The following is a 25,270-nucleotide window of genomic DNA, read 5'->3' as shown; positions in this document are numbered from 1 at the left end:
TTTGCTTTCCGTCACTTTTGTTCTGGAACCTGCTGATGAGCGCTCCTCGTGAAACCATCGCTGCTGTCGCTACTGCTCAAGGTCGCGGCGGTGTCGGTATCGTTCGAATTTCCGGGCCGCTCGCCGGCATTGCCGCCAAAGCCATCAGTGGTCGTGAACTCAAGCCTCGCTACGCCCATTACGGCCCCTTCCTGGATGTGGATAACGGGGTATTGGACGAAGGCTTGGCACTTTATTTCCCAGGCCCTAATTCCTTTACCGGCGAAGATGTCCTTGAATTGCAAGGACACGGTGGCCCGATCGTCCTGGATATGTTGCTGCAACGCTGCCTGCAACTGGGTTGTCGCCTGGCGCGCCCGGGAGAATTCAGCGAGCGGGCATTCCTCAACGACAAGCTCGACCTAGCGCAGGCCGAAGCGATAGCCGACTTGATCGAGGCCAGTTCTGCACAGGCTGCGCGCAATGCATTGCGCTCGCTGCAGGGGGCGTTTTCCCTGCGTGTGCATAACTTGACCGAGCAACTGATCAGCCTGCGTATCTACGTGGAAGCGGCGATTGATTTTCCGGAAGAGGAAATCGACTTCCTTGCCGATGGCCATGTATTGGCGATGCTGGACAAGGTCCGCGACGAATTATCCACAGTACTGCGCGAAGCCGGGCAAGGCGCCTTGCTGCGTGACGGCATGACCGTGGTGATTGCCGGTCGACCCAATGCCGGTAAATCCAGCTTGCTCAATGCCCTGGCGGGGCGTGAAGCGGCGATCGTCACCGAGATTGCCGGTACCACACGGGACATCCTGCGCGAACATATCCACATCGACGGTATGCCCTTGCATGTGGTCGATACCGCCGGGCTGCGTGATACGGACGACCAGGTGGAAAAGATCGGCGTAGAACGGGCGCTCAAGGCCATCGGCGAAGCGGATCGGGTGCTGCTGGTGGTGGATGCCACCGCACCTGAAGCTGTTGATCCTTTTGCGCTGTGGCCGGAATTCCTTGAACAACGGCCAGACCCGGCCAAAGTCACCTTGATCCGCAATAAGGCTGACCTCACAGGGGAAGCCATTGCCATGGAAACCAGTGACGATGGCCACGTCACCATAAGTCTGAGTGCGAAGTCGGCCGGGGACGGCCTGGAGCTGCTGCGTGACCACCTCAAGGCCTGCATGGGTTACGAACAGACTTCAGAAAGCAGCTTCAGCGCTCGCCGCAGGCACCTGGAGGCGTTGCGTCATGCCAGCGCGGCCTTGGAACACGGTCGGGCACAGCTGACCTTGGCGGGGGCAGGGGAGCTGCTGGCTGAGGATCTACGCCAGGCCCAACAGCTGTTGGGCGAAATCACGGGGGCATTCAGCTCGGATGATTTGCTGGGACGGATTTTTTCCAGCTTCTGCATCGGTAAATAGTCTTTCGTTTTCTATAGGCAGGCCATTCGCGCCTGTCTGTTTCTTTCGCGTACCCCGATTTCCTCCTTTCTCTATGCATAACCAGGTCGTGGGTGGCCTCCGCGTGCGCGCAATTTGCTTCAGTGCTCCCATTTCTGTGGATTAAGCCCTGTGAATAACCGCCCCTGTGCTCGGTTGATAACAGGGCTCGAAACCTGGGCTAAAACCCGCCTGTGGATAACCACCTGTTTAATCCACAGGCTTAAAGCACTTATCCAAGCCCCTCATGGGCACATGACCACAGACTTTTAAAGCGCTGTACATAACGAAAATAAAGGCCTGTAGAGATCTATCCACAGAAAGGTGCCTCAGTAGAAATAAACATAAAAACAAAGATTTAATAAACTTCTCTCTTTTAATTTCTATTGTCTGTGATTCATCCACAGCTGGTTAAATTTTGTGCAAAGGGTTCTTTAGGGAGGGCTAAGTCCCTATACTTGCCGCCAAAGCTCTAAAACCAGCTCAACCAATCAATTCCTAATTACCTACATAAGCAGGCACGAGGTGCGTGGTGGATTTCCCTTCCCGTTTTGAAGTGATCGTCATCGGCGGCGGTCATGCCGGTACCGAGGCAGCACTGGCGTCAGCACGCATGGGCGTAAAAACCCTGTTGCTGACGCACAACGTGGAAACCCTCGGTGCGATGAGTTGCAACCCTGCCATCGGTGGGATCGGCAAAAGCCATCTGGTCAAGGAAATCGACGCCCTTGGCGGCGTGATGGCCATGGCTACCGACAAGGGTGGCATTCAATTTCGCGTGCTCAATAGCCGTAAAGGCCCGGCCGTGCGTGCCACACGGGCTCAAGCCGACCGCATCCTGTACAAAGCAGCGGTTCGCGAAACCCTGGAAAACCAGCCGAACCTGTGGATATTTCAACAGGCCGCCGATGACTTGATCGTCGAGCAAGACCAGGTACGCGGTGTCGTCACCCAGATGGGCCTGCGTTTCTTCGCGGAATCCGTGGTGTTGACCACCGGTACCTTCCTCGGCGGACTTATCCACATCGGCATGCAGAACTATTCCGGCGGCCGCGCCGGTGATCCGCCGTCGATTGCGTTGGCAAAGCGCCTGCGTGAATTGCCGCTGCGTGTCGGTCGCCTGAAAACCGGGACCCCGCCGCGTATCGACGGGCGGTCCGTGGATTTCTCTGTGATGACCGAGCAAGCCGGCGATACACCGATCCCGGTCATGTCGTTCATGGGCTCCAAAGAACAGCACCCGAAACAGGTGAGCTGCTGGATCACCCACACCAATGCCCGCACCCACGAAATCATTGCCGCGAACCTCGACCGTTCGCCGATGTACTCCGGGGTGATCGAAGGCATCGGTCCACGGTATTGCCCGTCGATCGAAGACAAGATCCACCGCTTTGCCGACAAGGAAAGCCACCAGGTCTTCATCGAACCCGAAGGCCTGACCACTCATGAGCTGTACCCGAACGGGATTTCCACTTCCTTGCCGTTCGATGTGCAAATCCAGATCGTGCAATCGATTCGCGGCATGGAAAACGCACACATCGTGCGCCCGGGCTACGCCATCGAGTACGACTACTTCGACCCGCGTGACCTGAAGTACAGCCTGGAAACCAAAGTGATCGGCGGTTTGTTCTTTGCCGGACAAATCAACGGCACCACTGGCTACGAAGAAGCCGGCGCCCAAGGTTTGCTGGCCGGGACCAATGCCGCGTTGCGTGCACAGGGCAAAGACAGCTGGTGCCCACGCCGCGATGAAGCGTACATCGGCGTATTGGTCGATGACCTGATTACCCTGGGCACCCAGGAACCGTACCGGATGTTCACGTCCCGGGCGGAATATCGCCTGATCCTGCGCGAAGACAACGCCGACCTGCGCCTGACCGAAAAAGGTCGCGAACTGGGCCTGGTCGATGACGCACGCTGGGCAGCCTTCTGCAAAAAACGCGAAAGCATCGCGTTGGAAGAGCAGCGCCTGAAAAGCACCTGGGTCCGCCCGGGCACCGAGCAGGGCGATGCGATTGCTGAAAAATTCGGCACGCCGCTGACCCACGAATACAACTTGCTGAACCTGCTGTCCCGTCCGGAAATCGACTACGCTGGTCTGGTCGAAGTGACCGGGCAGGGCGCAGAAGATCCGCAGGTCGCCGAGCAGGTCGAAATCAAGACCAAATACGCCGGTTACATTGACCGCCAGCAGGACGAGATCGCCCGCTTGCGCGCCAGTGAAGACACCAAGCTGCCTGTGGATATCGATTACACCGGGATTTCCGGGTTGTCGAAAGAAATCCAAAGCAAGCTGGGGATAACTCGGCCGGAGACCCTGGGCCAGGCTTCACGTATCCCCGGCGTCACCCCGGCAGCGATTTCGCTGTTGATGATTCATTTGAAAAAACGCGGCGCGGGCCGTCAGTTGGAGCAAAGCGCTTGAGTTCGTTGGTCACCTCGCAACACGCCGAAGAGTTATCCACAGGTGCACACCAGTTGGGCGTCGACCTGACCCCGGTCCAGCACGAATTGCTGTTGGGCTACCTGGCCCTGTTGATCAAATGGAACAAGGCTTACAACCTGACCGCCGTGCGTGATCCCGACGAAATGGTGTCCCGTCACTTGCTCGACAGCTTGAGCGTGATGCCATTCATCGAAAATGGTCGCTGGTTGGACGTTGGCAGTGGCGGCGGCATGCCGGGCATCCCGTTGGCCATCCTGTTTCCCGAGTCCCAAGTGACCTGCCTGGACAGCAACGGCAAGAAAACCCGCTTCCTGACCCAGGTCAAACTCGAACTCAAGCTGGATAACCTGCAAGTTATCCACAGTCGCGTTGAAGCCTTCACGCCTGAGCAGCCTTTCAACGGAATTGTTTCCCGGGCATTCAGCAGCATGGAGAACTTCTGCAACTGGACCCGCTACCTGGGCGACCGCGAAACCCGTTGGCTGGCAATGAAGGGCGTTCATCCAAGCGACGAGCTGTTAGCATTGCCGGCAGACTTCCACCTCGATAGCGAACACGCCTTGGCCGTACCCGGTTGCCAAGGCCAACGCCATCTGCTGATACTGCGCCGCACGGCATGATTGGGAACACAAGCAAGAATGGCTAAGGTATTCGCGATAGCGAACCAGAAAGGTGGCGTGGGCAAAACCACCACCTGCATCAACCTCGCAGCATCCCTGGTCGCGACAAAGCGCCGGGTGCTGTTGATCGATCTCGATCCACAGGGCAACGCCACCATGGGTAGCGGTGTGGATAAACACGGCCTGGAAAACTCGGTCTACGACTTGCTGATTGGTGAGTGCGACCTCGCCCAGGCCATGCACTACTCCGAGCATGGCGGTTATCAACTGCTGCCGGCCAACCGCGATTTGACCGCGGCGGAAGTCGTGCTGTTGGAAATGCAGATGAAAGAAAGCCGCTTGCGCAGTGCCTTGGCGCCGATCCGCGAGAATTACGACTACATCCTGATCGACTGTCCGCCGTCGCTGTCGATGCTCACGCTCAACGCTTTGGTGGCTGCCGATGGGGTAATTATCCCCATGCAGTGCGAGTACTACGCACTGGAAGGGTTGAGCGACCTTGTGGATAACATCAAGCGTATCGCCGAGTTGCTGAACCCGAACCTGCAGATCGAAGGCTTGCTGCGGACCATGTTCGACCCGCGCTTGAGCCTGATGAACGATGTTTCGGCGCAGCTCAAGGAACACTTTGGCGAGCAACTGTACGACACCGTGATCCCGCGCAATATCCGTCTGGCCGAAGCGCCAAGCTACGGCATGCCGGCTTTGGCATACGACAAAACATCGCGTGGTGCGATTGCCTACCTGGCCCTGGCCGGCGAGATGGTTCGTCGCCAACGCCGCAATTCACGCACTGCTGCAGCCCAGCCAACTTAAGGAATCCCCATGGCCGTCAAGAAACGAGGTCTCGGACGTGGACTGGATGCGCTCCTGAGTGGTCCGACTGTCACGACCCTTGAAGAACAAGCGGTGCAGGCCGACGAGCGTGAGCTGCAACACCTGCCGCTGGACCTGATCCAGCGCGGTAAATACCAGCCACGGCGGGACATGGACCCCCAAGCGCTTGAAGAGCTGGCCAATTCGATCAAGGCTCAGGGCGTGATGCAGCCGATCGTGGTACGCCCGATTGGTGGTGGCCGCTTCGAAATCATTGCCGGTGAACGCCGCTGGCGCGCCAGCCAGCAGGCCGGCAAGGAAACCATCCCGGCGATGGTGCGCGATGTCTCGGATGAAACTGCCATCGCCATGGCGTTGATCGAGAACATCCAGCGAGAAGACCTCAATCCGATCGAAGAAGCGATCGCCCTGCAGCGTTTGCAGCAGGAATTCCAGCTGACCCAGCAACAAGTGGCCGAGGCGGTGGGTAAATCCCGCGTCACGGTCTCCAACTTGTTGCGCCTGATCGCTCTGCCGGAAGTCATCAAGACGATGCTTTCCCATGGCGATCTGGAAATGGGTCATGCCCGCGCTTTGCTCGGTTTACCGGAAAATCAACAAGTTGAAGGGGCGCGACACGTTGTCGCACGAGGTCTCACCGTTCGTCAGACTGAAGCCCTGGTTCGCCAGTGGCTCAGTGGCAAACCTGCACCGGTCGAAACGGCCAAACCTGATCCGGATATCGCGCGTCTCGAGCAGCGCCTGGCCGAGCGCCTGGGCTCTGCGGTGCAAATTCGCCATGGCAAGAAAGGCAAAGGCCAATTGGTCATCGGATATAACTCGCTCGATGAGCTTCAGGGCGTCCTTGCCCACATTCGCTGAAACATTTGCTTATGTAGCGCGTGATCGGAAATCACTACCCGGCAGTTGAATAGGGGCAGAACCGCCCCTATACTCTGCGCGCATTTTGTCGGCACAAATTATGCCAAGTTATTGATTTCCGGCAGCCGACCATTGAGGAGCAAGAGTGATGGAAACCCGCACGCCAAACACGTTGCCGTTCCATCGCTTGGCCGTTTTCCCGGTTTTATTGGCTCAATTTGTCATGGTGCTGATCGCCGCATTGGCGCTTTGGTACTGGCATGGAGTCGTAGCCGGGTATTCAGGACTCTGCGGAGGCCTGATAGCCTTGCTGCCCAATATGTATTTTGCTCACAGGGCCTTTCGGTTTTCCGGCGCCCGAGCAGCCCAGGCCATCGTCCGGTCTTTTTATGCCGGCGAGGCGGGGAAACTGATTTTGACGGCAGTGCTGTTTGCACTGACCTTTGCAGGTGTGAAGCCATTGGCGCCGCTGGCTGTATTCGGCGTCTTCGTGTTGACCCAACTGGTCAGCTGGTTCGCTCCCCTGCTAATGAAAACAAGACTTTCGAAACCTTAGGGCGTTTGAGGCAACCATGGCAGAAACAACCGCTTCGGGCTATATCCAGCACCACTTGCAGAACCTGACCTTTGGTCAGCTTCCCAACGGCGGCTGGGGCTTCGCCCACACCGCAGCAGAAGCCAAGGAAATGGGCTTTTGGGCTTTCCACCTGGATACTCTGGGCTGGTCGGTCGCATTGGGTCTGATCTTCGTCCTGATTTTCCGCATGGCGGCAAAGAAGGCGACCTCCGGTCAGCCGGGTGCCTTGCAGAACTTCGTTGAAGTATTGGTCGAATTCGTCGATGGCAGCGTGAAAGACAGCTTCCATGGCCGTAGCCCAGTGATTGCACCGCTGGCACTGACCATCTTCGTCTGGGTGTTCCTGATGAACGCCGTCGACCTGGTACCGGTCGATTGGATTCCTCAACTGGCCATCCTGATTTCCGGCGATCACCACATTCCATTCCGTGCGGTTTCCACCACGGATCCTAACGCCACCCTGGGCATGGCCCTGTCGGTGTTCGCGTTGATCATTTTCTACAGCATCAAGGTCAAGGGCATCGGCGGCTTCATCGGCGAACTGACCCTGCACCCGTTCGGCAGCAAGAACATCTTCGTTCAAGCCCTGCTGATCCCGGTGAACTTCCTGCTGGAATTCGTAACCCTGGTCGCCAAGCCGATTTCCCTGGCACTGCGACTGTTCGGCAACATGTATGCCGGCGAGCTGGTATTCATTCTGATCGCTGTGATGTTCGGCAGTGGTCTGCTCTGGCTTAGCGGCTTGGGCGTTGTTCTGCAGTGGGCGTGGGCTGTGTTCCACATCCTGATCATCACCCTGCAGGCGTTTATCTTCATGATGCTGACCATCGTCTACCTGTCGATGGCGCACGAAGAGAACCATTAAGACCAGTCTCGACTAGTCTGATGTCCTTCCCGGTGAAACGGGAAGGTGGCCTGAAAGGGCTATGAAACGATTTGTTTTACCGCTTTAAAATCTAAAAAACCTAAACCATACGACGTAAAAGTCGGGAGGAAAGATGGAAACTGTAGTTGGTCTAACCGCTATCGCTGTTGCACTGTTGATCGGCCTGGGCGCCCTGGGTACTGCCATTGGTTTCGGCCTGCTGGGCGGCAAATTCCTGGAAGGCGCAGCGCGTCAGCCAGAAATGGTCCCAATGCTGCAAGTTAAAATGTTCATCGTTGCCGGCCTGCTCGACGCCGTAACCATGATCGGCGTTGGTATCGCTCTGTTCTTCACCTTCGCGAACCCCTTCGTTGGTCAACTCGCTGGCTAATCACTCGAATTTTCGAGTTGATTGGGGTGATGGACAACGAATGAGCGAGGTGTTGGCGTGAACATTAATGCAACCCTGATTGGCCAATCCGTTGCGTTCTTCATTTTTGTAGTGTTTTGCATGAAGTTCGTGTGGCCTCCGGTCATCGCGGCTTTGCACGAACGTCAGAAGAAGATCGCTGATGGTTTGGACGCTGCCAGCCGTGCAGCTCGCGACCTGGAGTTGGCCCAAGAGAAAGTGGGTCATCAACTGCGCGATGCTAAAGCACAGGCAGCTGAAATCATTGAGCAAGCCAAGAAGCGCGGCAACCAGATCGTCGAAGAGGCTGTTGAAAAAGCCCGCGTCGAAGCTGACCGTGTGAAGGCTTCGGCTCATGCCGAGATCGAACAGGAACTGAACGGCGTCAAAGACGCGCTGCGTGCCCAACTGGGTGCTCTGGCGGTCGGCGGTGCTGAGAAGATCCTCGGTGCCACAATCGATCAAAACGCGCACGCGGAGCTGGTTAACAAACTGGCTGCTGAAATTTAAGCGAGGGCGATCATGGCAGAACTGACCACGTTGGCCCGACCTTATGCTAAGGCAGCCTTCGAGCACGCCCAGGCCCACCAGCAGCTGGCCTCTTGGTCAGCCATGCTCGGCCTGGCTGCAGCAGTGTCGCAAGATGACACCATGCAGCGCGTGCTCAAGGCCCCGCGCCTGACGAGCGCAGACAAGGCCGCCACTTTTATTGAAGTGTGCGGCGACAAGTTTGATGTGAAAGTGCAGAACTTCATCCACGTCGTTGCCGAAAACGACCGTCTCCCGCTACTGCCGGAGATTGCCGCTCTGTTCGACCTGTACAAGGCCGAAGCGGAGAAATCGGTAGACGTTGAAGTGACCAGTGCTTTTGCATTGAACCAAGAACAGCAAGACAAACTCGCCAAGGTTCTCAGTGCACGACTCAATCGGGAAGTGCGCCTGCAAGCTACGGAGGACGCATCCCTGATTGGTGGTGTCGTTATCCGCGCCGGCGACCTGGTTATCGATGGCTCGATTCGCGGCAAAATCGCGAAACTTGCCGAAGCATTGAAATCTTGAGTTTGAAGGGGCAGCAGAGCAATGCAGCAACTCAATCCTTCCGAAATAAGTGAAATTATCAAGGGCCGCATCGACAAGCTCGATGTGACCTCCCAAGCCCGTAACGAAGGCACTGTCGTCAGCGTATCTGACGGTATCGTGCGGATTCACGGTCTGGCCGACGTCATGTACGGCGAGATGATCGAGTTTCCGGGCGGCGTCTACGGTATGGCCCTCAACCTGGAGCAAGACTCCGTAGGTGCCGTTGTATTGGGTGCGTACACCAGTCTGGCTGAAGGCATGAGCGCCAAGTGCACCGGCCGCATCCTGGAGGTTCCGGTTGGTAAGGAACTGCTGGGTCGCGTAGTCGACGCACTGGGTAACCCTGTTGACGGTAAAGGTCCACTGGGCAACACCGAGACCGATGCGGTCGAGAAAGTTGCTCCAGGCGTGATCTGGCGTAAGTCGGTAGACCAGCCTGTACAGACTGGCTACAAGGCTGTCGATGCCATGATCCCTGTCGGCCGTGGCCAGCGTGAGCTGATCATCGGTGACCGTCAGATCGGTAAAACCGCTCTGGCGATCGACGCGATCATCAACCAGAAGAACAGCGGCATTTTCTGCGTCTACGTAGCCATTGGTCAGAAGCAATCGACCATCGCCAACGTGGTTCGCAAGCTGGAAGAAAACGGCGCCCTGGCCAACACGATCATCGTGGCTGCCAGTGCTTCGGAATCTCCTGCGCTGCAATTCCTGGCACCGTACTCCGGTTGCACCATGGGTGAATTCTTCCGCGACCGCGGTGAAGACGCGCTGATCGTTTATGACGATCTGTCCAAGCAAGCAGTGGCTTACCGCCAGATTTCCCTGCTGCTGCGCCGTCCACCAGGCCGTGAAGCTTACCCAGGCGACGTGTTCTATCTCCACTCCCGTCTGCTGGAGCGCGCATCCCGCGTTTCGGAAGAATACGTAGAGAAGTTCACCAACGGCGCAGTGACCGGCAAAACCGGTTCCCTGACCGCATTGCCGATCATCGAAACCCAGGCTGGCGACGTTTCCGCGTTCGTTCCGACCAACGTGATTTCCATCACCGACGGTCAGATCTTCCTGGAATCGGCCATGTTCAACTCGGGCATTCGCCCTGCAGTGAACGCCGGTGTTTCGGTATCCCGTGTGGGTGGTGCCGCTCAGACCAAGATCATCAAGAAGCTCTCCGGTGGTATCCGTACCGCTCTGGCTCAGTACCGTGAACTGGCGGCATTCGCCCAGTTCGCTTCTGACCTGGACGAAGCGACCCGTAAGCAACTTGAGCATGGTCAGCGCGTTACCGAGCTGATGAAGCAGAAGCAATACGCCCCAATGTCGATCGCTGACATGGCGTTGTCGCTGTATGCCGCTGAGCGTGGGTTCCTGACCGACGTTGAAATCGCCAAGGTCGGCAGCTTTGAACAAGCGCTGATTGCTTACTTCAACCGCGATCACGCCGAATTGATGGCGAAGATCAACGTGAAGGGTGACTTCAATGACGATATCGACGCTGGCATGAAAGCCGGTATCGAGAAGTTCAAGGCCACCCAAACCTGGTAAGCCGCAGCGGGAGCCGCAAGGCTCCCGCTTGCTAACCTGATAGGTGTTACATGGCAGGCGCAAAAGAGATTCGCAGTAAGATTGCGAGCATCAAAAGCACGCAAAAAATTACCAGCGCCATGGAAAAAGTGGCGGTCAGCAAAATGCGCAAGGCACAAATGCGCATGGCTGCTAGCCGTCCTTATGCGGAGCGTATCCGCCAGGTAATTGGGCATCTGGCCAACGCCAACCCGGAATACCGCCACCCGTTCATGATCGACCGCGCAGTCAAGCGTGTGGGTTATGTGGTAGTGAGCAGTGACCGTGGTTTGTGCGGTGGTTTGAATACCAACCTGTTCAAGGCCCTGGTCAAGGACATGGCGGTAAACCGCGAAAACGGCGTCGAGATCGATCTGTGTGTCGTTGGTAGCAAGGGTGCGGCCTTTTTCCGTAACTTCGGCGGTAACGTCGTTGCAGCTATCAGCCACCTGGGTGAAGAACCGTCGATCAATGATCTGATCGGCAGTGTGAAGGTGATGCTGGATGCGTACCTGGAGGGCCGGATTGACCGCCTGTCCGTGGTATCCAACAAGTTCATCAACACCATGACCCAGCAGCCAACCGTGGAGCAATTGATCCCACTGGTGGCGACCCCGGATCAGGAACTCAAGCACCACTGGGACTACCTCTACGAACCAGACGCCAAAGAGCTGCTTGACGGCTTGATGGTGCGCTACGTGGAGTCGCAGGTGTACCAGGCGGTGGTCGAGAACAACGCAGCTGAACAAGCGGCGCGGATGATCGCGATGAAAAACGCTACCGATAACGCCGGTGATCTGATCAGCGATTTGCAGCTGATCTACAACAAGGCGCGTCAGGCTGCGATCACCCAAGAGATCTCGGAAATCGTCGGCGGCGCTGCCGCGGTTTAACGGTTCAAATATTCAGAGGATCCAGCTATGAGTAGCGGACGTATCGTTCAAATCATCGGCGCCGTTATCGACGTGGAATTTCCACGCGACAGCGTACCGAGCATCTACAACGCGCTGAAAGTACAAGGCGCGGAAACTACCCTGGAAGTTCAGCAGCAGCTGGGCGACGGCGTAGTTCGTACCATTGCGATGGGTTCTACCGAAGGCTTGAAGCGCGGTCTGGACGTTGTCGACTCTGGCGCTGCCATCTCCGTACCGGTCGGTAAAGCGACCCTGGGCCGGATCATGGACGTACTGGGTAACCCGATTGACGAAGCTGGCCCGATCGACACCGAAGAGCGCTGGGGCATTCACCGTCCAGCACCTTCGTTCGCGGAACAAGCTGGCGGCAACGACCTGCTGGAAACCGGCATCAAGGTTATCGACCTGGTTTGCCCGTTCGCCAAGGGCGGTAAAGTCGGTCTGTTCGGTGGTGCCGGTGTAGGCAAGACCGTAAACATGATGGAACTGATCCGTAACATCGCCATCGAGCACAGCGGTTATTCCGTGTTCGCCGGTGTGGGTGAGCGTACTCGTGAGGGTAACGACTTCTACCACGAGATGAAGGACTCCAACGTTCTGGACAAAGTGGCACTGGTTTACGGTCAGATGAACGAGCCGCCGGGAAACCGTCTGCGCGTAGCCCTGACTGGCCTGACCATGGCCGAGAAGTTCCGTGACGAAGGTAACGACGTTCTGCTGTTCGTCGACAACATCTATCGTTACACCTTGGCCGGTACTGAAGTATCCGCACTGCTGGGCCGTATGCCTTCGGCAGTAGGCTACCAGCCGACCCTGGCTGAAGAGATGGGCGTTCTGCAAGAACGTATCACTTCGACCAAGGAAGGTTCGATCACCTCGATCCAAGCGGTATACGTACCTGCGGATGACTTGACCGACCCGTCGCCTGCGACCACCTTCGCCCACTTGGACGCCACCGTCGTACTGTCCCGTGACATCGCTTCCCTGGGTATCTACCCAGCGGTCGATCCACTCGACTCGACTTCGCGCCAACTGGACCCGAACGTGATCGGCCAGGAGCACTACGACACCGCTCGCGGCGTTCAGTACGTGCTGCAGCGTTACAAAGAACTGAAGGACATCATTGCGATCCTGGGTATGGACGAACTGTCGGAAACCGACAAGCAGTTGGTATCCCGCGCTCGTAAGATCCAGCGCTTCTTGTCGCAGCCGTTCTTCGTGGCTGAAGTCTTCACCGGTGCCTCGGGTAAATACGTTTCCCTGAAAGACACCATTGCTGGCTTCAAAGGCATCCTCAACGGTGACTACGACCACCTGCCAGAACAAGCGTTCTACATGGTCGGCGGCATCGAAGAAGCGATCGAGAAAGCCAAGAAACTGTAATCCCGGCGCCCGGCAACGGGCGCTCATCAGGTTGAGGCAATCAGATGGCTATGACAGTCCATTGCGATATCGTCAGCGCGGAAGGGGAAATCTTCTCCGGTCTGGTAGAAATGGTGATTGCACACGGCGAACTCGGTGACCTGGGTATTGCCATGGGCCACGCGCCATTGATCACCAGCTTGAAGCCAGGTCCGATTACGCTGACCAAGCAAGGCGGGGAAAAGGAGGTGTTCTACATCTCCGGTGGTTTCCTCGAGGTTCAGCCGAACATGGTCAAGGTACTTGCCGACACCGTGCAACGTGCTGGCGACCTGGACGAAGCTTCTGCTCAGGAAGCCGTCAAGGCTGCCGAGAAGGCCCTGCACGAGAAAGGTGCGGACTTCGACTACAGCGCTGCTGCTGTACGTCTGGCCGAGGCTGCAGCTCAGCTGCGCACGCTCCAGCAGATCCGCAAGAAGTAAGCGGCCACGCCGTCATGCTTCATGCGCGATTGATTAAAAAGGGTAGCCTCGGCTACCCTTTTTCTTTTTTAGCAAAACACTTCTCTGGTCTGAAGCCGGACCGCCCAGGATTGGTAGCCATTCATGTCTCTTGAAATCGTCATTCTCGCCGCAGGCCAGGGCACCCGCATGCGTTCGGCATTGCCCAAGGTGCTGCACCCCGTCGCGGGTAACTCCATGCTCGGGCATGTTATCCACAGTGCCCGGCAGTTGGACCCACAACGTATCCACGTGGTGATCGGCCATGGTGCTGATGTGGTGCGTGAGCGCCTGGCCGCGGATGACCTGAATTTCGTTCTGCAAGACAAGCAACTGGGGACCGGTCACGCCACCGCCCAAGCCGTGCCTTTCATCACAGCCGACACCGTGCTGATCCTCTACGGCGATGTGCCGCTGATCGAAGTCGAAACCCTGCAACGCCTGCTCAAGCATGTAGTACCTGGCCAGATGGGCCTGCTCACCGTAGAGCTGGATGACCCTACCGGCTACGGGCGCATCGTGCGTAACACGGACGGTAAGGTCGCGGCCATCGTCGAGCACAAGGACGCCAGCGAAGCCCAGCGCGCCATTACCGAAGGCAACACCGGTATTCTTGCGGTCCCTGCCAATAAGCTCGCGGATTGGATGAGCCGTTTGTCCAACAACAACGCCCAGGGCGAGTACTACCTCACTGACGTGATCGAAATGGCTGTCAGCGATGGCCTGCTGGTCGCCACCGAGCAGCCCCACGACCCTATGGAAGTGCAAGGCGCCAACGACCGCAAGCAGCTTGCAGAGCTCGAACGTCACTACCAACTGCGTGAAGGCCGCCGCCTGATGGCCCAGGGCGTGACCCTGCGCGACCCGGCGCGTTTTGATGTACGTGGTGAAGTCACCGTGGGCCGCGACGTGCTGATCGATATCAACGTCATCCTCGAAGGCCGCGTGATCATCGAAGACGACGTGGTGATCGGCCCGAACTGCGTGATCAAGGACAGCACCCTGCGCAAAGGCGTGGTGATCAAGGCCAATAGTCATATCGACGGTGCCGTGATGGGCGAGAGCAGTGATGCGGGTCCGTTTGCACGGTTGCGTCCGGGCAGCGTGTTGGGAGCCAAGGCCCATGTGGGTAACTTTGTCGAATTGAAAAATGCCCATCTGGGCGAAGGCGCCAAGGCCGGCCACTTAACGTACCTGGGCGATGCGGTGATCGGTGCGCGGACCAACATCGGCGCCGGCACCATCACCTGCAACTACGACGGTGCCAACAAGTATCAGACGACTATTGGTGAGGATGTGTTTATAGGCTCCAATAATTCGTTGGTTGCACCTGTAACCATCGGAGATGGCTCGAACACCGCTGCCGGTTCCACCATCAATCAGGATGTGGATAAGTCCCAACTGGCCGTAGCCCGCGCCCGCCAACGCAACATTGACGGATGGAAGCGTCCGGTCAAAATCAAAAAGACCTGAGTTATCCACAGCCTCATCAGCAGTGCTATCCAAATGTGGGAGGGGGCTTGCCCCCGATGGCGGATTTTCAGTCGATGTTTTAGTCGACTGATCTACCGCAATCGGGGCAAGCCCCCTCCCACATTTGTCGTGTGTTGTTCGAAAAATCTGTTCCCGACGCTTGACGATATCTTGCCAATAGGTTTTGATTACCTTCGTTATCTTTCGAAACGAAACTTATCATTACCATGTCGAAACGAAATACACCCCAACGACGCCACAACATCCTGACGTTGCTCAATGAACAGGGCGAAGTCAGCGTGGACGAACTGGCCAAGCGTTTCGAAACCTCGGAAGTGACCATCCGCAAGGACCTGGCCGCCCTCGAAAGCAACGGCCTGTTGCTGCGTCGCTACGGCGGCGCAATCACCATGCCCCAGGAACTGGTCGGTGATCCGGCCCAGCCCATCTCGGCCTACAAGCGCGCTATCGCCCGTGCCGCCGTGATGCGTCTGCGCGAACACGCCCGCATCATCATCGACAGCGGCAGCACCACCGCCGCCATGATCCCCGAACTGGGCCATCAGCCCGGCCTGGTGGTGATGACCAACTCCCTGCACGTGGCCAGCGCCTTGAGCGAACTGGAACACGAGCCGGTGCTGTTGATGACCGGCGGCACCTGGGACCCCCATTCGGACTCGTTCCAGGGGCAAGTCGCCGAGCAGGTGTTGCGGTCCTACGACTTTGATCAACTGTTCATCGGTGCCGACGGCATCGATCTGCAGCGCGGTACCACCACCTTTAATGAATTGCTGGGCCTGAGCCGCGTGATGGCCGAAGTCGCCCGGGAAGTGGTGGTGATGGTCGAATCCGACAAGATCGGCCGCAAGATTCCCAACCTGGAACTGCCCTGGAGCAGCGTCCATACCCTTATTACCGATGATCGCCTGCCGCTCGAGGCCCGCGACCAGATCCAAGCCCGCGGCATTACGCTGATATGCGCGGCAATCATCTAGGAGAAACACCATGTGTGGAATTGTAGGCGCAGTCGCTGAACGCAACGTCACCGCCATCTTGCTCGAAGGCCTCAAGCGCCTGGAATACCGTGGCTATGACAGCGCCGGTGTGGCTGTCTTCACCAACGCCGGCAAGCTCGAACGCATGCGTCGCCCAGGCAAGGTCAGCGAGCTGGAGCAGGCGTTGCTCGGTGAGCCGCTGGTCGGCCGCCTGGGCATTGCCCACACCCGTTGGGCTACCCACGGTGCGCCGTGCGAACGCAACGCCCACCCGCATTTCTCCGGTGACCTGGCGGTGGTGCATAACGGCATCATCGAAAACCACGAAGTGCTGCGCGAACAACTCAAGGGCCTGGGCTATGTGTTCACCTCGGACACCGATACCGAAGTCATTGCCCACCTGCTGAACCACAAGCTCAAGGACCTTGGTGACCTGACTGTCGCCCTCAAGGCCACCGTCAAGGAGCTGCACGGCGCCTACGGCCTGGCGGTGATCAGTGCCAGCCAGCCCGACCGCCTGGTCGCCGCCCGCAGCGGCAGCCCGCTGGTGATCGGCCTGGGCCTGGGCGAGAACTTCCTCGCCTCCGACCAACTGGCCCTGCGCCAGGTCACCGACCGTTTCATGTACCTGGAAGAAGGCGATATCGCCGACATCCGCCGTGAAAGCGTGCAAATCTGGGACGTCAACGGTCAATCCGTCGAGCGCGAAGCCGTGCAATACCGCGACGGTGCCGAAGCCGCCGACAAAGGCGAGTTCCGCCACTTCATGCTCAAGGAAATCCACGAGCAGCCCGCCGTGGTGCAACGCACCCTGGAAGGTCGCCTTGGCGACAAGCAAGTGCTGGTCAACGCCTTTGGCCCGCAGGCCGCCGAGCTGTTCGCCAAAGTACGCAATGTCCAGATCGTCGCCTGCGGCACCAGCTACCACGCCGGTATGGTTGCGCGTTACTGGTTGGAAGAACTGGCCGGCATCCCTTGCCAGGTCGAAGTCGCCAGCGAGTTCCGCTACCGCAAGGTGGTGGTGCAGCCCGACAGCCTGTTCGTGACCATCTCCCAGTCCGGTGAAACCGCCGACACCCTGGCGGCCCTGCGTAACGCCAAGGAACTGGGCTTCCTCGCCAGCCTGGCGATTTGCAACGTCAGCATCAGCTCCCTGGTGCGTGAGTCCGACCTGACCCTGCTGACCCAAGCCGGTCGCGAAATCGGCGTCGCCTCCACCAAGGCGTTCACCACCCAACTGGTGGGCCTGCTGCTGCTGACCCTGTCCCTGGGTCAGGTACGTGGCACATTGGCCGCCGGTGTCGAAGCCACCCTGGTAGAAGAACTGCGCCGCCTGCCGACGCGCCTGGGCGAAGCCCTGGCCATGGACAGCACGGTAGAAAAAGTTGCCGAGCTGTTTGCCGACAAGAATCACACCCTGTTCCTGGGTCGTGGCGCCCAGTACCCGGTAGCGATGGAAGGCTCCCTGAAGCTCAAGGAAATCTCGTACATCCACGCCGAAGCCTACCCGGCCGGCGAACTCAAACACGGCCCGCTGGCCCTGGTGGACGACGACATGCCGGTGGTCACCGTGGCGCCAAACAACGAACTGCTGGAGAAGCTCAAGTCCAACCTGCAGGAAGTCCGCGCCCGTGGCGGCCAACTGATCGTCTTCGCCGACGAAAAAGCTGGCATGACCAACGGCGAAGGCACCCACGTCATCAACATGCCGCATATCCACGACACCCTGTCGCCGATCCTCTACACCATCCCGCTGCAGCTGCTGTCGTACTACGTCGCGGTGCTCAAGGGCACCGACGTTGACCAGCCGCGTAACCTGGCGAAGTCGGTGACGGTGGAGTAACCCGCTTTACCCTGGAGGCCCAACTGGTTTTGAACAATATAGATTGACACTAAACAATAAAGCTTGACACGCGTAAACATAGATTGACACAAGGCTTAAACCTCCGTATCTACGGGGGTTTTTTCTTTCCAGGCTTTTCCTTTGGTCTGGATTCATCGCTTCAGTTTTCAGCGGGTGTAGTCTAGAAATGCTCTAAATATGGTCGCTACGGTGGTCATGTTCTTCTACGACTTTTCTCGGCAGGAGTCGAAGCGGTCCGCATCAACTGAGGAGGCGTGGGTTGCGAGGTCGTAAGTTTGCATCACAGCAGGATATTGAACGGCACATTGCAAACGGATTTGGTGCAGGCGCCGGGGCAAGCTACGTCCCTTGGCTGCGGGTACAGGATGTTCCATCGATCGGTCGTTCGCACAAAATCCAGGGTGTTAAGGTCGACAGGATCCATCACTTGCTGTCAGATCTTGAGCGTTCCTACTTCCTGGTGTGTGAATTTTCTGAAGACGTAGTGGACATTCGTGAGCAATACTCATTAATCCCCACAGAACATGCGCAAGCGATAGCAACGTCAATAGATGTACGCTATCCCAGGTATCCTAGAACAACACTCTAGCGCGAGCGTGGGTCCCTTCATACGCCAACCCTCCTGCTGCTGCGCCTGCGGCAGTCCCCATGGTCCAATAGCTCATGTAGCTTTCTCAATTTCATTCGGCATCAATTTTATGCATCTTCATTTACCTTGTTGGCGGTGCTTGAACATAGTACGAAAGTATATAATAACGCTAAGTACGTACCGGAAACCCCTACCCCTATAAGGGGGGGAGGGACAATTTAAGGCCTAAACTTCGTCTCTCTTCGCTGAATATGCGCTCAAAGTGAGCATTTTGGTTTCAAACGCCCCGTCGAAATGATAGTTAAATTATGCAAAGAACTGGGGCGCATGTTATGCCCCCCCCTACAGCTGTAGGGGTGACTAAATATTTCAAGTCTGGCATAGTAAAAGTCTAATATGACTGAGGCTGTTACTGTCTGAATTTTTTAATGTATTAATCAGAACTGCTAATTCTACGCGATTGGCCGTATTGGTCTTTCTCATGATTGATGATATGTGGTCCCTTACAGTGTGATCGCTGATGCTTAATTCCCGGGCAATTTCCTTGTTCGATAACCCCTGAACTAGAAAATCCAATACCGCGGACTCTCGATTGGTAATTTTCAATACGCTTCTCCCTGCGCTAGGTCATCGGTGATATTAGATGATTTGCACAGCGCAGAAAGCAATCTTCGATAGCTGTCTAGGCGCTATGCGTCTACGAATAGCTTACGAATGAGGCAACAGGAAATTTACCCCGGTAACTAATTTTTTTCGGCGTGACGCCAATCACTGTTCAGTCGGGCCTACGGTCGTCTGAGAAGAAGCGTATTGCTCCGGCTTAAACCTGAAAAAACTACCAAGGATGAGTTGTGGCATCAGAAACTCCGTTGTTCCGGCTTGAAGCTTTGACTTCTAGGCAAAGTAACTGGCTGGGGGAAGTCGTGCTCGTCAGGCCGTTTTCATTCGCGGTGCTGACGCTAATTGCCGGGGGGTTCGCGGCCATGGTAGTGACTTTTTTTCTCTGGGGAAGTTACACAAAGCGGATTACCGTTCCAGGTCAATTGGTGCCCTTCTCAGGGCAACTGAAAATACACGCACCTCAGTACGGCTTAGTACTCGAAAGATTTGTCGATGAAGGCCAGCCGGTCAAGCTGGGAGCGCCATTGTTCCGAATTTCCAGCGAGCGCTACGCAGGAGATTCGCAACCCGTTCAAGCAGACGTAAACGATCAACTGACCATACGGCAGCGCTCCTTAGGCGACGAGTTGGCGAAGACACGGCAACTTCAAACTGAAGAGCGGCAAAGCTTACAAAGCAAGCTGGAAAGCTTAAGACGGCAGTTGCGGACCCTGGCACAGCAGACGGAGAGTCAGGAGAAGCTTGTAAAGCTGGCGACCAATGCTGCTGATCGTTATCAAGGATTGATGGATAAGGGCTACATCTCAATGGATCAGCTTCAACAGCGACAGTCCGAACTGTTAGGCCAGCATCAGACCCTTCAGGGGCTTGTTCGCGAAACTACGGTGCTTAACCAGCAGTTGGTGGAAACTCAACATGAGTTTGCAGGGCTTTCAGCACTGCATCAAAACCAGCTCGCCGGCATTGAGCGCTCACTGTCTGGCATACAGCAGGAATTGATTGAAAGCGAAGCCAAGCGTGCTTTGGTCATAACGGCTCCCCAGGACGGCGTGGCCACTGCGATTCTCGTTGAGCCGGGCCAGACGGTTGATAGCTCGCGCGTCTTGATGAGTATCGTACCCGCAAACTCTCACCTGCAGGCCGAGTTGTATGCGCCGAGTAAATCCATCGGCTTCATTCATGCCGGCGACCCGGTAAAAGTGCGTTACCAGGCGTATCCGTACCAAAAGTTCGGCCAACACAGTGGCAGTGTTATCTCTATCTCCAAGGCAACATTGTCGGCTAATGAGCTGGCAACGATGACGGGCAGTGTGCCAGGGCTGGGATTGGAGGGTGAGCAGATCTACCGCATTCGCGTTGATGTCGAATCGCAATCCGTCATGGCTTACGGCAAAGCGCGGCCGCTGCAAACCGGCATGCTGGTTGAGGCAGACATTCTGCAGGAAACCCGCCATCTCTATGAGTGGGTGCTTGAACCGCTTTACAGCCTGACCGGCAAATTTTAGGAGAGACTGCATGAACTACCTCGATGCAATCTCCCTACGAGTGGGCCGACGTCTACCGCTAATCCTACAAACCGAAGCGACGGAGTGTGGCCTGGCCTGCCTGGCAATGATAACGGGGTTCCATGGCCGTCATGCATCGCTGATGGACCTGCGCCGTCAATTCAATGTCTCGCTCAAAGGAAGCACGCTCAAGCAACTGATCCAGATCGCCGATCAACTGAATCTCGGTACTAGGGCTGTCAGGTTGGAACTTGAGGATCTGAGCAAGCTCAAGTTGCCTTGTGTTTTGCATTGGAACTTTAACCACTTTGTTGTCCTCAAGGCCTTAGAGAACCATCGTCTTGTTGTGCATGACCCTGCTTGTGGCATCCGTCATCTGAGCATGACCGAGGCCAGTAAATCTTTTACGGGTGTAGCACTCGAGGTCTGGCCGGGCGGCGAATTTGAAAAACAGGAGCCCAAGCCTCAGGTCAAATTGATGAGTATGTTGGGAAGAGTGAGCGGTCTCTACCGCTCCCTTGGGCAGGTGCTGATCTTGGCACTGGCGCTGGAGGTGTTCTCGCTGGTCAGTCCATTTTTACTGCAGTGGACGCTCGACAACGTGCTGGTCACCCAAGATCGCGACTTGCTGACAACCTTAATTATTGGTTTTGGTTTACTGTTGCTGATGCAGCAAGTAGTGAGTGCAATACGGGCCTGGGTCATGATGCATATGAGCACGCTCTTGAGTGTGCAGTGGCGAGCCAATGTCTTTAGTCATTTGCTACGCCTACCGGTCCACTATTTTGAAAAGCGACATCTGGGGGATGTTGTCTCACGATTCGGTGCTGTCGACGTGATACAGGGGACACTAACTGCCGCGTTCTTTTCTGCTGTCCTGGATGGTTTGACTACCGTCGCTACCTTCATACTCATGTTTATCTACAGCCCGTTGCTGGCAGCCATTGCCGCGACGGCGATGGTCTTCTACGTGGTGGTTCGATGGGCGTGGTACTACCCCTTGCGTCGGGCCAGTGAAGAACAGATTGTTCATGCCGCGCGGCAGGAAAGTCACTTTCTGGAAACTGTTCGCGGCATGCGGCCAATCAAGCTATTCCAACGCCAGAATGAACGGCGGCTTGCCTGGCTTGGCTTGTTGGTAGAACAGATCAACGCTGGTTTGAGAACACAGAAGTTGCAGCTGATCTATACGCAACTGAACGGTTTGATATTCGGGTTGGAAAACCTACTTGCCATCTGGCTGGGTGCATCGATGGTAATGAATAACCAGTTTACTATCGGCGTTTTAATTGCGTTTATGGCGTACAAGGGTCAGTTTGTAAGTCGTGTTGCAAACCTAATTGATCATTTGTTTGAGCTATACATGTTACGCCTTCAAGGTGAGCGACTAGCTGACATTGTTATGCACCCACCGGAAGATAGCCGTGGCACACCAACGGGCACGGCTTGGCCTTCATGCTCGATGGACATTGAGCTCAAGGGCGTGAAGTATCGATATTCAGATCAAGAACCGTTTGTGCTTGATGGACTCGATCTTTATATCGCGCAAGGTGAGTCGGTTGCTATCACGGGCGTCTCTGGCAGTGGTAAGAGCACCCTTGTCAGTTTGCTTTTGGGTATATTTCAACCCACCGAAGGCCGGATCTACATGGCCGGAAGTGATCTACAGCAACTGGGGGCCGAGATGTACCGCAGCAAGATCGGGACAGTCTTGCAGGATGACTGCCTGTTCGCCGGTTCACTGTCAGACAACATCGTATTTTTTGAATCAAACCCTGACTTGAATTGGGCGATGGAGTGCGCACGCATGGCCTCCATTCATACCGACATTCTGGCTATGCCGATGGGTTACAACACGCTGGTGGGTGATATGGGGACGGTGTTGTCGGGTGGCCAGAAACAGCGAGTGCTGTTAGCTAGGGCGCTTTACAAAAAACCCGACATACTGATTCTCGACGAAGCTACCAGTCATCTGGATATGGCCTGCGAGCAACAGGTCAATGAGTCGGTACGAGCACTTGATGTGACCCGGATTATCATTGCTCATCGTGCGGAGACAATTGCGTCAGCAGATCGTGTGGTGATGCTGGAGCATGGGAGGATTGTGCCGGCTCCGTTTGCTCAGGCTCCATGCATTTATGGCATTGGCACGGTCAGCTCGTGACGAGGGCCGCGCGCGTCACAACGCTAATCGCTTGTCTTTGTGCTCATTCTCAGTGCGCGCTGGCAGCAGGTCTGGATATCTTCGCGACCGAACGCCTGGCCTCGAGCACAGCAACCCAACATATCGACAGCGTTCCCGGCGCATGTAAGGCCAGCCCGATATCCGCGCGCTTAACGCTTGAGGACATGATAGAGCGGGTGCTCTGTCACGATCCTCAAGCACGCTTGAACTGGGCAAATGCCAAGGCCTTGGCAGCTAATGTCGGATTACGACAGTCGGCGTACCTTCCGAAACTCAATGCCAGTTCGGGTATCAACACGGGGCGCAATGATACGAATTATGATCAGCGAGAGGAATACTCCATCCACGGTCATAAAAGCCAGGTCGATCATCGATTGGCGTTGAGCTGGGTGTTGTTTGATTTTGGACGGCGCGACGCAGCGTTGAGCAATGCTCGCCAGTTGTTGATTGCGACAAACGCTAATCAAGATGAGCAACTACAGCAAACCTTTCTACTGGCCGCACAGCTGTACTACGACACACTGGCCGCACAAAACAGTCAGGTTGCCGCCGCTCAAGTGGCAGTGTTGGCGGCCGAAAATCTCAAGGCTGCCAGTGCCAAATATGACGCTGGCGCAGCCGCGCTGTCGGACCGCCTTCAAGCTCAAGCGGCGTATTCACAAGCAGCGCTCAATGAAGTCCGCAGCAATGGGACCTTAGTCAATGCAAAGGGCCTTATTGCCCTGCGGATGGGGCTGGCGCCGCAAACACCGTTGGAGTTAGTAGGAAGCTTGACTCGGCGCCCCGATACTAGATTTGTCACAAGCATTGATGAGTTGCTTGAGCAAGCCAAACAGGATCACCCCTCACTCATCGCAGCCAAGGCTAGGCTGGATGCAGCGAAAGCTGCAATCGAAGAGAGTAAGGCAGAAGGCCGCCCTACGCTGTCATTTATCGCCAGCGCCTCAGATATGCAGCTAAACCAATCAATGGCGTTCAATGGCGATAGCCGGGCGCGTGAGAACAGTATCGGGCTGCAATTGAATATTCCGTTGTTTGAAGGATTCGAACGCACGTATCAGGTACGAGGAGCTCAGGCGCAACTTGAAGCGCGGGAAGCCGAGGTTACTGATGTTGAGCAGCGTATCTCAATAGACTTATGGGGTAATTATCAAGCATTAATAACTGAAACTCGGTCACTGGAAAGAACGGCCGAGTGGGTTGATCAATCTAACCAGGCTCTGGACGTGGTGCAAGGCCGTTACCGATCCGGTGTTGGCAGCATGATTGAATTACTTAACGCATTGAACGCGTACGCTACTGCAGAGCAGCAACACATCAATGCACTAAATAGCTGGCAAATGGCGCGTTTAAAGTTAGCGGCAAGTTTGGGGCGCTTAGGGTTCTGGGCCTTATAGGCAATCATTTTTGATAGTCAGCTCGCGAGCTTAAAATATATATGTAAAACAACCGAGAAGCCATGATGGATGTCGACGAAGCGCGTACGGACACGGAAAAGTTTAACGAAAATAGCTTTGCGCATAATACATACTTATTGATTTCATTATATTGGAAGTCGGGTGAGAAGAGTTTTGCATGGTGCGCACTGATTGCGCTGATGATACTCTCTCTTCTTGGGGTAGTAACTGCATTAGCGCTTAATGAGTGGTATAAGCATTTTTATAACTCCATTCAGGAGCTCAATGCGCATAGGTTTTACACGCTCGCATTAATCTTCTTTGGCATTGTATGTTTTTCCGTGGGGCGCTCAGTACTCACTACCTATTTAGTGGATATTTTAGCGCTAAAATGGCGCCGATGGTTAACTGAATATTATCTTTCAGTTTGGATAATTCGATCTCCTCGGCCTGAACAAGTCGGACGTCGCGTCGACAATCCCGATCAACGCATCGCTGAAGATATCAATAAATTTACGTTTTCTACGCTTTATTTGGCCTGCGGGCTCATTTATACATTAGCGAGCGTGGTTTCGTTCAGTGTGGTCCTAATCGCTATCTCAGGCAATGCATCGTTGTGGGGGATAACGGTTCCAGCTTATATGTTTTGGAGCGCAATTTTATATACGTTTGTGGGTATGTACGTTAGCCAAAAAATCGGGTTTAAACTTGTATCATTGAATAATAATCAGCAAAAGTCAGAGGCTGATCTCAGGTACTCATTGGTAAAGTTTCGCGATCAAAAAAAGTTGGGGCCTTCTAAAATCACGCGAAGTTGTGACAAGAGCCATATCGGCGATAAGCTTGAGTTAAGCCTGGCCAATATGCGCCGAACCATTCGAGTGAAGGTGCGGCTGTCACTGTTTACGGAAAGTTATGGCCAATTTTCCTTGATGCTTAGCAGCTTGTTGGCAGTTCCACGTTTTTTTTCTGGCTCCATTATGTTTGGTGAAGTCATGCAGATAAACTCAGCATTTGGGAATCTGTGCGAAAACTTGAGTTGGTTTATTAACGCGTATCATAATATCGCTGAATGGAAAGCGACAGCCGACCGATTGATATCGTTTGATAGTGCGCTGTCGCAGTATTCTGACGAGATAGGTATATATAAAATACTCAGTGATTTCTCAAAGTGAGGGAGTTG

Annotated in this window: 22 protein-coding genes and 1 pseudogene; 22 read left to right on the top strand and 1 reads right to left on the bottom strand. The window is 55.7% G+C overall.

Annotation, left to right across the window (positions count from 1 at the left end):
• Positions 1 to 35 precede the first annotated feature (35 nt).
• The 18 genes and pseudogenes from mnmE to P2T68_RS00850 form a co-directional block, all read left to right on the top strand.
• The gene (mnmE, locus tag P2T68_RS00935) at positions 36 to 1,406 is read left to right on the top strand and encodes a tRNA uridine-5-carboxymethylaminomethyl(34) synthesis GTPase MnmE (RefSeq protein WP_277378915.1); all 1,371 of its coding nucleotides are present in this window, start codon (positions 36 to 38) and stop codon (positions 1,404 to 1,406) included.
• Between the two features lie 550 nt (positions 1,407 to 1,956).
• On the top strand, positions 1,957 to 3,849 hold the full coding sequence (gene mnmG / locus P2T68_RS00930) for a tRNA uridine-5-carboxymethylaminomethyl(34) synthesis enzyme MnmG (RefSeq protein WP_025854394.1): 1,893 nt from the start codon (positions 1,957 to 1,959) through the stop codon (positions 3,847 to 3,849).
• On the top strand, positions 3,846 to 4,490 hold the full coding sequence (gene rsmG, locus P2T68_RS00925) for a 16S rRNA (guanine(527)-N(7))-methyltransferase RsmG (RefSeq protein ID WP_277378914.1): 645 nt from the start codon (positions 3,846 to 3,848) through the stop codon (positions 4,488 to 4,490). Before mnmG ends, rsmG begins: the two co-directional genes overlap by 4 nt.
• 18 nt (positions 4,491 to 4,508) lie before the next feature.
• Entirely contained in the window at positions 4,509 to 5,306 is a 798-nt protein-coding gene (locus tag P2T68_RS00920; RefSeq protein WP_015886651.1) for a ParA family protein, read from the top strand.
• A 9-nt stretch (positions 5,307 to 5,315) separates the two neighbouring features.
• A complete protein-coding gene (locus P2T68_RS00915) occupies positions 5,316 to 6,188 on the top strand; it encodes a ParB/RepB/Spo0J family partition protein (RefSeq protein ID WP_024078256.1) in 873 nt (290 codons plus the stop codon).
• A 148-nt stretch (positions 6,189 to 6,336) separates the two neighbouring features.
• Positions 6,337 to 6,744 (top strand): F0F1 ATP synthase subunit I, encoded by a 408-nt coding sequence (locus P2T68_RS00910; RefSeq protein WP_024078255.1) that lies wholly within the window; start codon positions 6,337 to 6,339, stop codon positions 6,742 to 6,744.
• A 16-nt stretch (positions 6,745 to 6,760) separates the two neighbouring features.
• Complete coding sequence (gene atpB / locus P2T68_RS00905; protein ID WP_024078254.1) at positions 6,761 to 7,630, top strand: F0F1 ATP synthase subunit A; 870 nt, start codon at positions 6,761 to 6,763, stop codon at positions 7,628 to 7,630.
• Positions 7,631 to 7,763: 133 nt separating this feature from the next.
• Complete coding sequence (atpE, locus tag P2T68_RS00900) at positions 7,764 to 8,021, top strand: F0F1 ATP synthase subunit C (protein ID WP_002555987.1); 258 nt, start codon at positions 7,764 to 7,766, stop codon at positions 8,019 to 8,021.
• A gap of 57 nt (positions 8,022 to 8,078) precedes the next feature.
• On the top strand, positions 8,079 to 8,549 hold the full coding sequence (locus tag P2T68_RS00895) for a F0F1 ATP synthase subunit B (RefSeq protein ID WP_015886647.1): 471 nt from the start codon (positions 8,079 to 8,081) through the stop codon (positions 8,547 to 8,549).
• 12 nt (positions 8,550 to 8,561) lie between these two features.
• A complete protein-coding gene (locus tag P2T68_RS00890; protein ID WP_053258794.1) occupies positions 8,562 to 9,098 on the top strand; it encodes a F0F1 ATP synthase subunit delta in 537 nt (178 codons plus the stop codon).
• Positions 9,099 to 9,119: 21 nt separating this feature from the next.
• On the top strand, positions 9,120 to 10,664 hold the full coding sequence (gene atpA / locus P2T68_RS00885) for a F0F1 ATP synthase subunit alpha (RefSeq protein WP_003177064.1): 1,545 nt from the start codon (positions 9,120 to 9,122) through the stop codon (positions 10,662 to 10,664).
• 50 nt (positions 10,665 to 10,714) lie between these two features.
• Complete coding sequence (atpG, locus tag P2T68_RS00880; RefSeq protein ID WP_003233565.1) at positions 10,715 to 11,575, top strand: F0F1 ATP synthase subunit gamma; 861 nt, start codon at positions 10,715 to 10,717, stop codon at positions 11,573 to 11,575.
• 27 nt (positions 11,576 to 11,602) lie between these two features.
• On the top strand, positions 11,603 to 12,979 hold the full coding sequence (gene atpD / locus P2T68_RS00875) for a F0F1 ATP synthase subunit beta (RefSeq protein WP_024078252.1): 1,377 nt from the start codon (positions 11,603 to 11,605) through the stop codon (positions 12,977 to 12,979).
• A gap of 44 nt (positions 12,980 to 13,023) precedes the next feature.
• Positions 13,024 to 13,440, top strand: a complete 417-nt coding sequence (locus tag P2T68_RS00870; RefSeq protein WP_024078251.1) for a F0F1 ATP synthase subunit epsilon — start codon at positions 13,024 to 13,026, stop codon at positions 13,438 to 13,440.
• Positions 13,441 to 13,563: 123 nt separating this feature from the next.
• The gene (gene glmU / locus P2T68_RS00865) at positions 13,564 to 14,931 is read left to right on the top strand and encodes a bifunctional UDP-N-acetylglucosamine diphosphorylase/glucosamine-1-phosphate N-acetyltransferase GlmU (protein WP_277378913.1); all 1,368 of its coding nucleotides are present in this window, start codon (positions 13,564 to 13,566) and stop codon (positions 14,929 to 14,931) included.
• Positions 14,932 to 15,158: 227 nt separating this feature from the next.
• Positions 15,159 to 15,926: a DeoR family transcriptional regulator gene (locus tag P2T68_RS00860; protein WP_024078249.1), complete on the top strand. Its 768-nt coding sequence runs from the start codon at positions 15,159 to 15,161 to the stop codon at positions 15,924 to 15,926.
• Positions 15,927 to 15,936: 10 nt separating this feature from the next.
• A complete protein-coding gene (gene glmS, locus P2T68_RS00855; RefSeq protein WP_024078248.1) occupies positions 15,937 to 17,769 on the top strand; it encodes a glutamine--fructose-6-phosphate transaminase (isomerizing) in 1,833 nt (610 codons plus the stop codon).
• A 280-nt stretch (positions 17,770 to 18,049) separates the two neighbouring features.
• Positions 18,050 to 18,376 (top strand): annotated as a pseudogene (locus P2T68_RS00850) (transposase); the annotation flags it as partial.
• A 372-nt stretch (positions 18,377 to 18,748) separates the two neighbouring features.
• Here P2T68_RS00850 and P2T68_RS00845 read toward each other — a convergent pair.
• Positions 18,749 to 18,985 (bottom strand): LuxR C-terminal-related transcriptional regulator, encoded by a 237-nt coding sequence (locus tag P2T68_RS00845; protein WP_168233007.1) that lies wholly within the window; start codon positions 18,983 to 18,985, stop codon positions 18,749 to 18,751.
• A gap of 263 nt (positions 18,986 to 19,248) precedes the next feature.
• On the opposite strand from P2T68_RS00845, the gene P2T68_RS00840 reads away from it, so the two are divergent.
• From P2T68_RS00840 to P2T68_RS00825, 4 genes are all read left to right on the top strand, one after another.
• Complete coding sequence (locus P2T68_RS00840; RefSeq protein ID WP_168233032.1) at positions 19,249 to 20,505, top strand: HlyD family efflux transporter periplasmic adaptor subunit; 1,257 nt, start codon at positions 19,249 to 19,251, stop codon at positions 20,503 to 20,505.
• 10 nt (positions 20,506 to 20,515) lie between these two features.
• The gene (locus tag P2T68_RS00835) at positions 20,516 to 22,669 is read left to right on the top strand and encodes a peptidase domain-containing ABC transporter (RefSeq protein ID WP_168233006.1); all 2,154 of its coding nucleotides are present in this window, start codon (positions 20,516 to 20,518) and stop codon (positions 22,667 to 22,669) included.
• Complete coding sequence (locus tag P2T68_RS00830) at positions 22,636 to 24,087, top strand: TolC family protein (RefSeq protein ID WP_168233005.1); 1,452 nt, start codon at positions 22,636 to 22,638, stop codon at positions 24,085 to 24,087. Before P2T68_RS00835 ends, P2T68_RS00830 begins: the two co-directional genes overlap by 34 nt.
• 62 nt (positions 24,088 to 24,149) lie before the next feature.
• On the top strand, positions 24,150 to 25,262 hold the full coding sequence (locus tag P2T68_RS00825) for an SbmA/BacA-like family transporter (RefSeq protein ID WP_277378912.1): 1,113 nt from the start codon (positions 24,150 to 24,152) through the stop codon (positions 25,260 to 25,262).
• Positions 25,263 to 25,270 lie beyond the last annotated feature (8 nt).

This window comes from Pseudomonas sp. G11 (genome assembly GCF_029457515.1).
Taxonomy (GTDB): Bacteria; Pseudomonadota; Gammaproteobacteria; order Pseudomonadales; family Pseudomonadaceae; genus Aquipseudomonas; species Aquipseudomonas gorinensis.
This window is presented reverse-complemented; position numbering and strand designations above follow the sequence as displayed.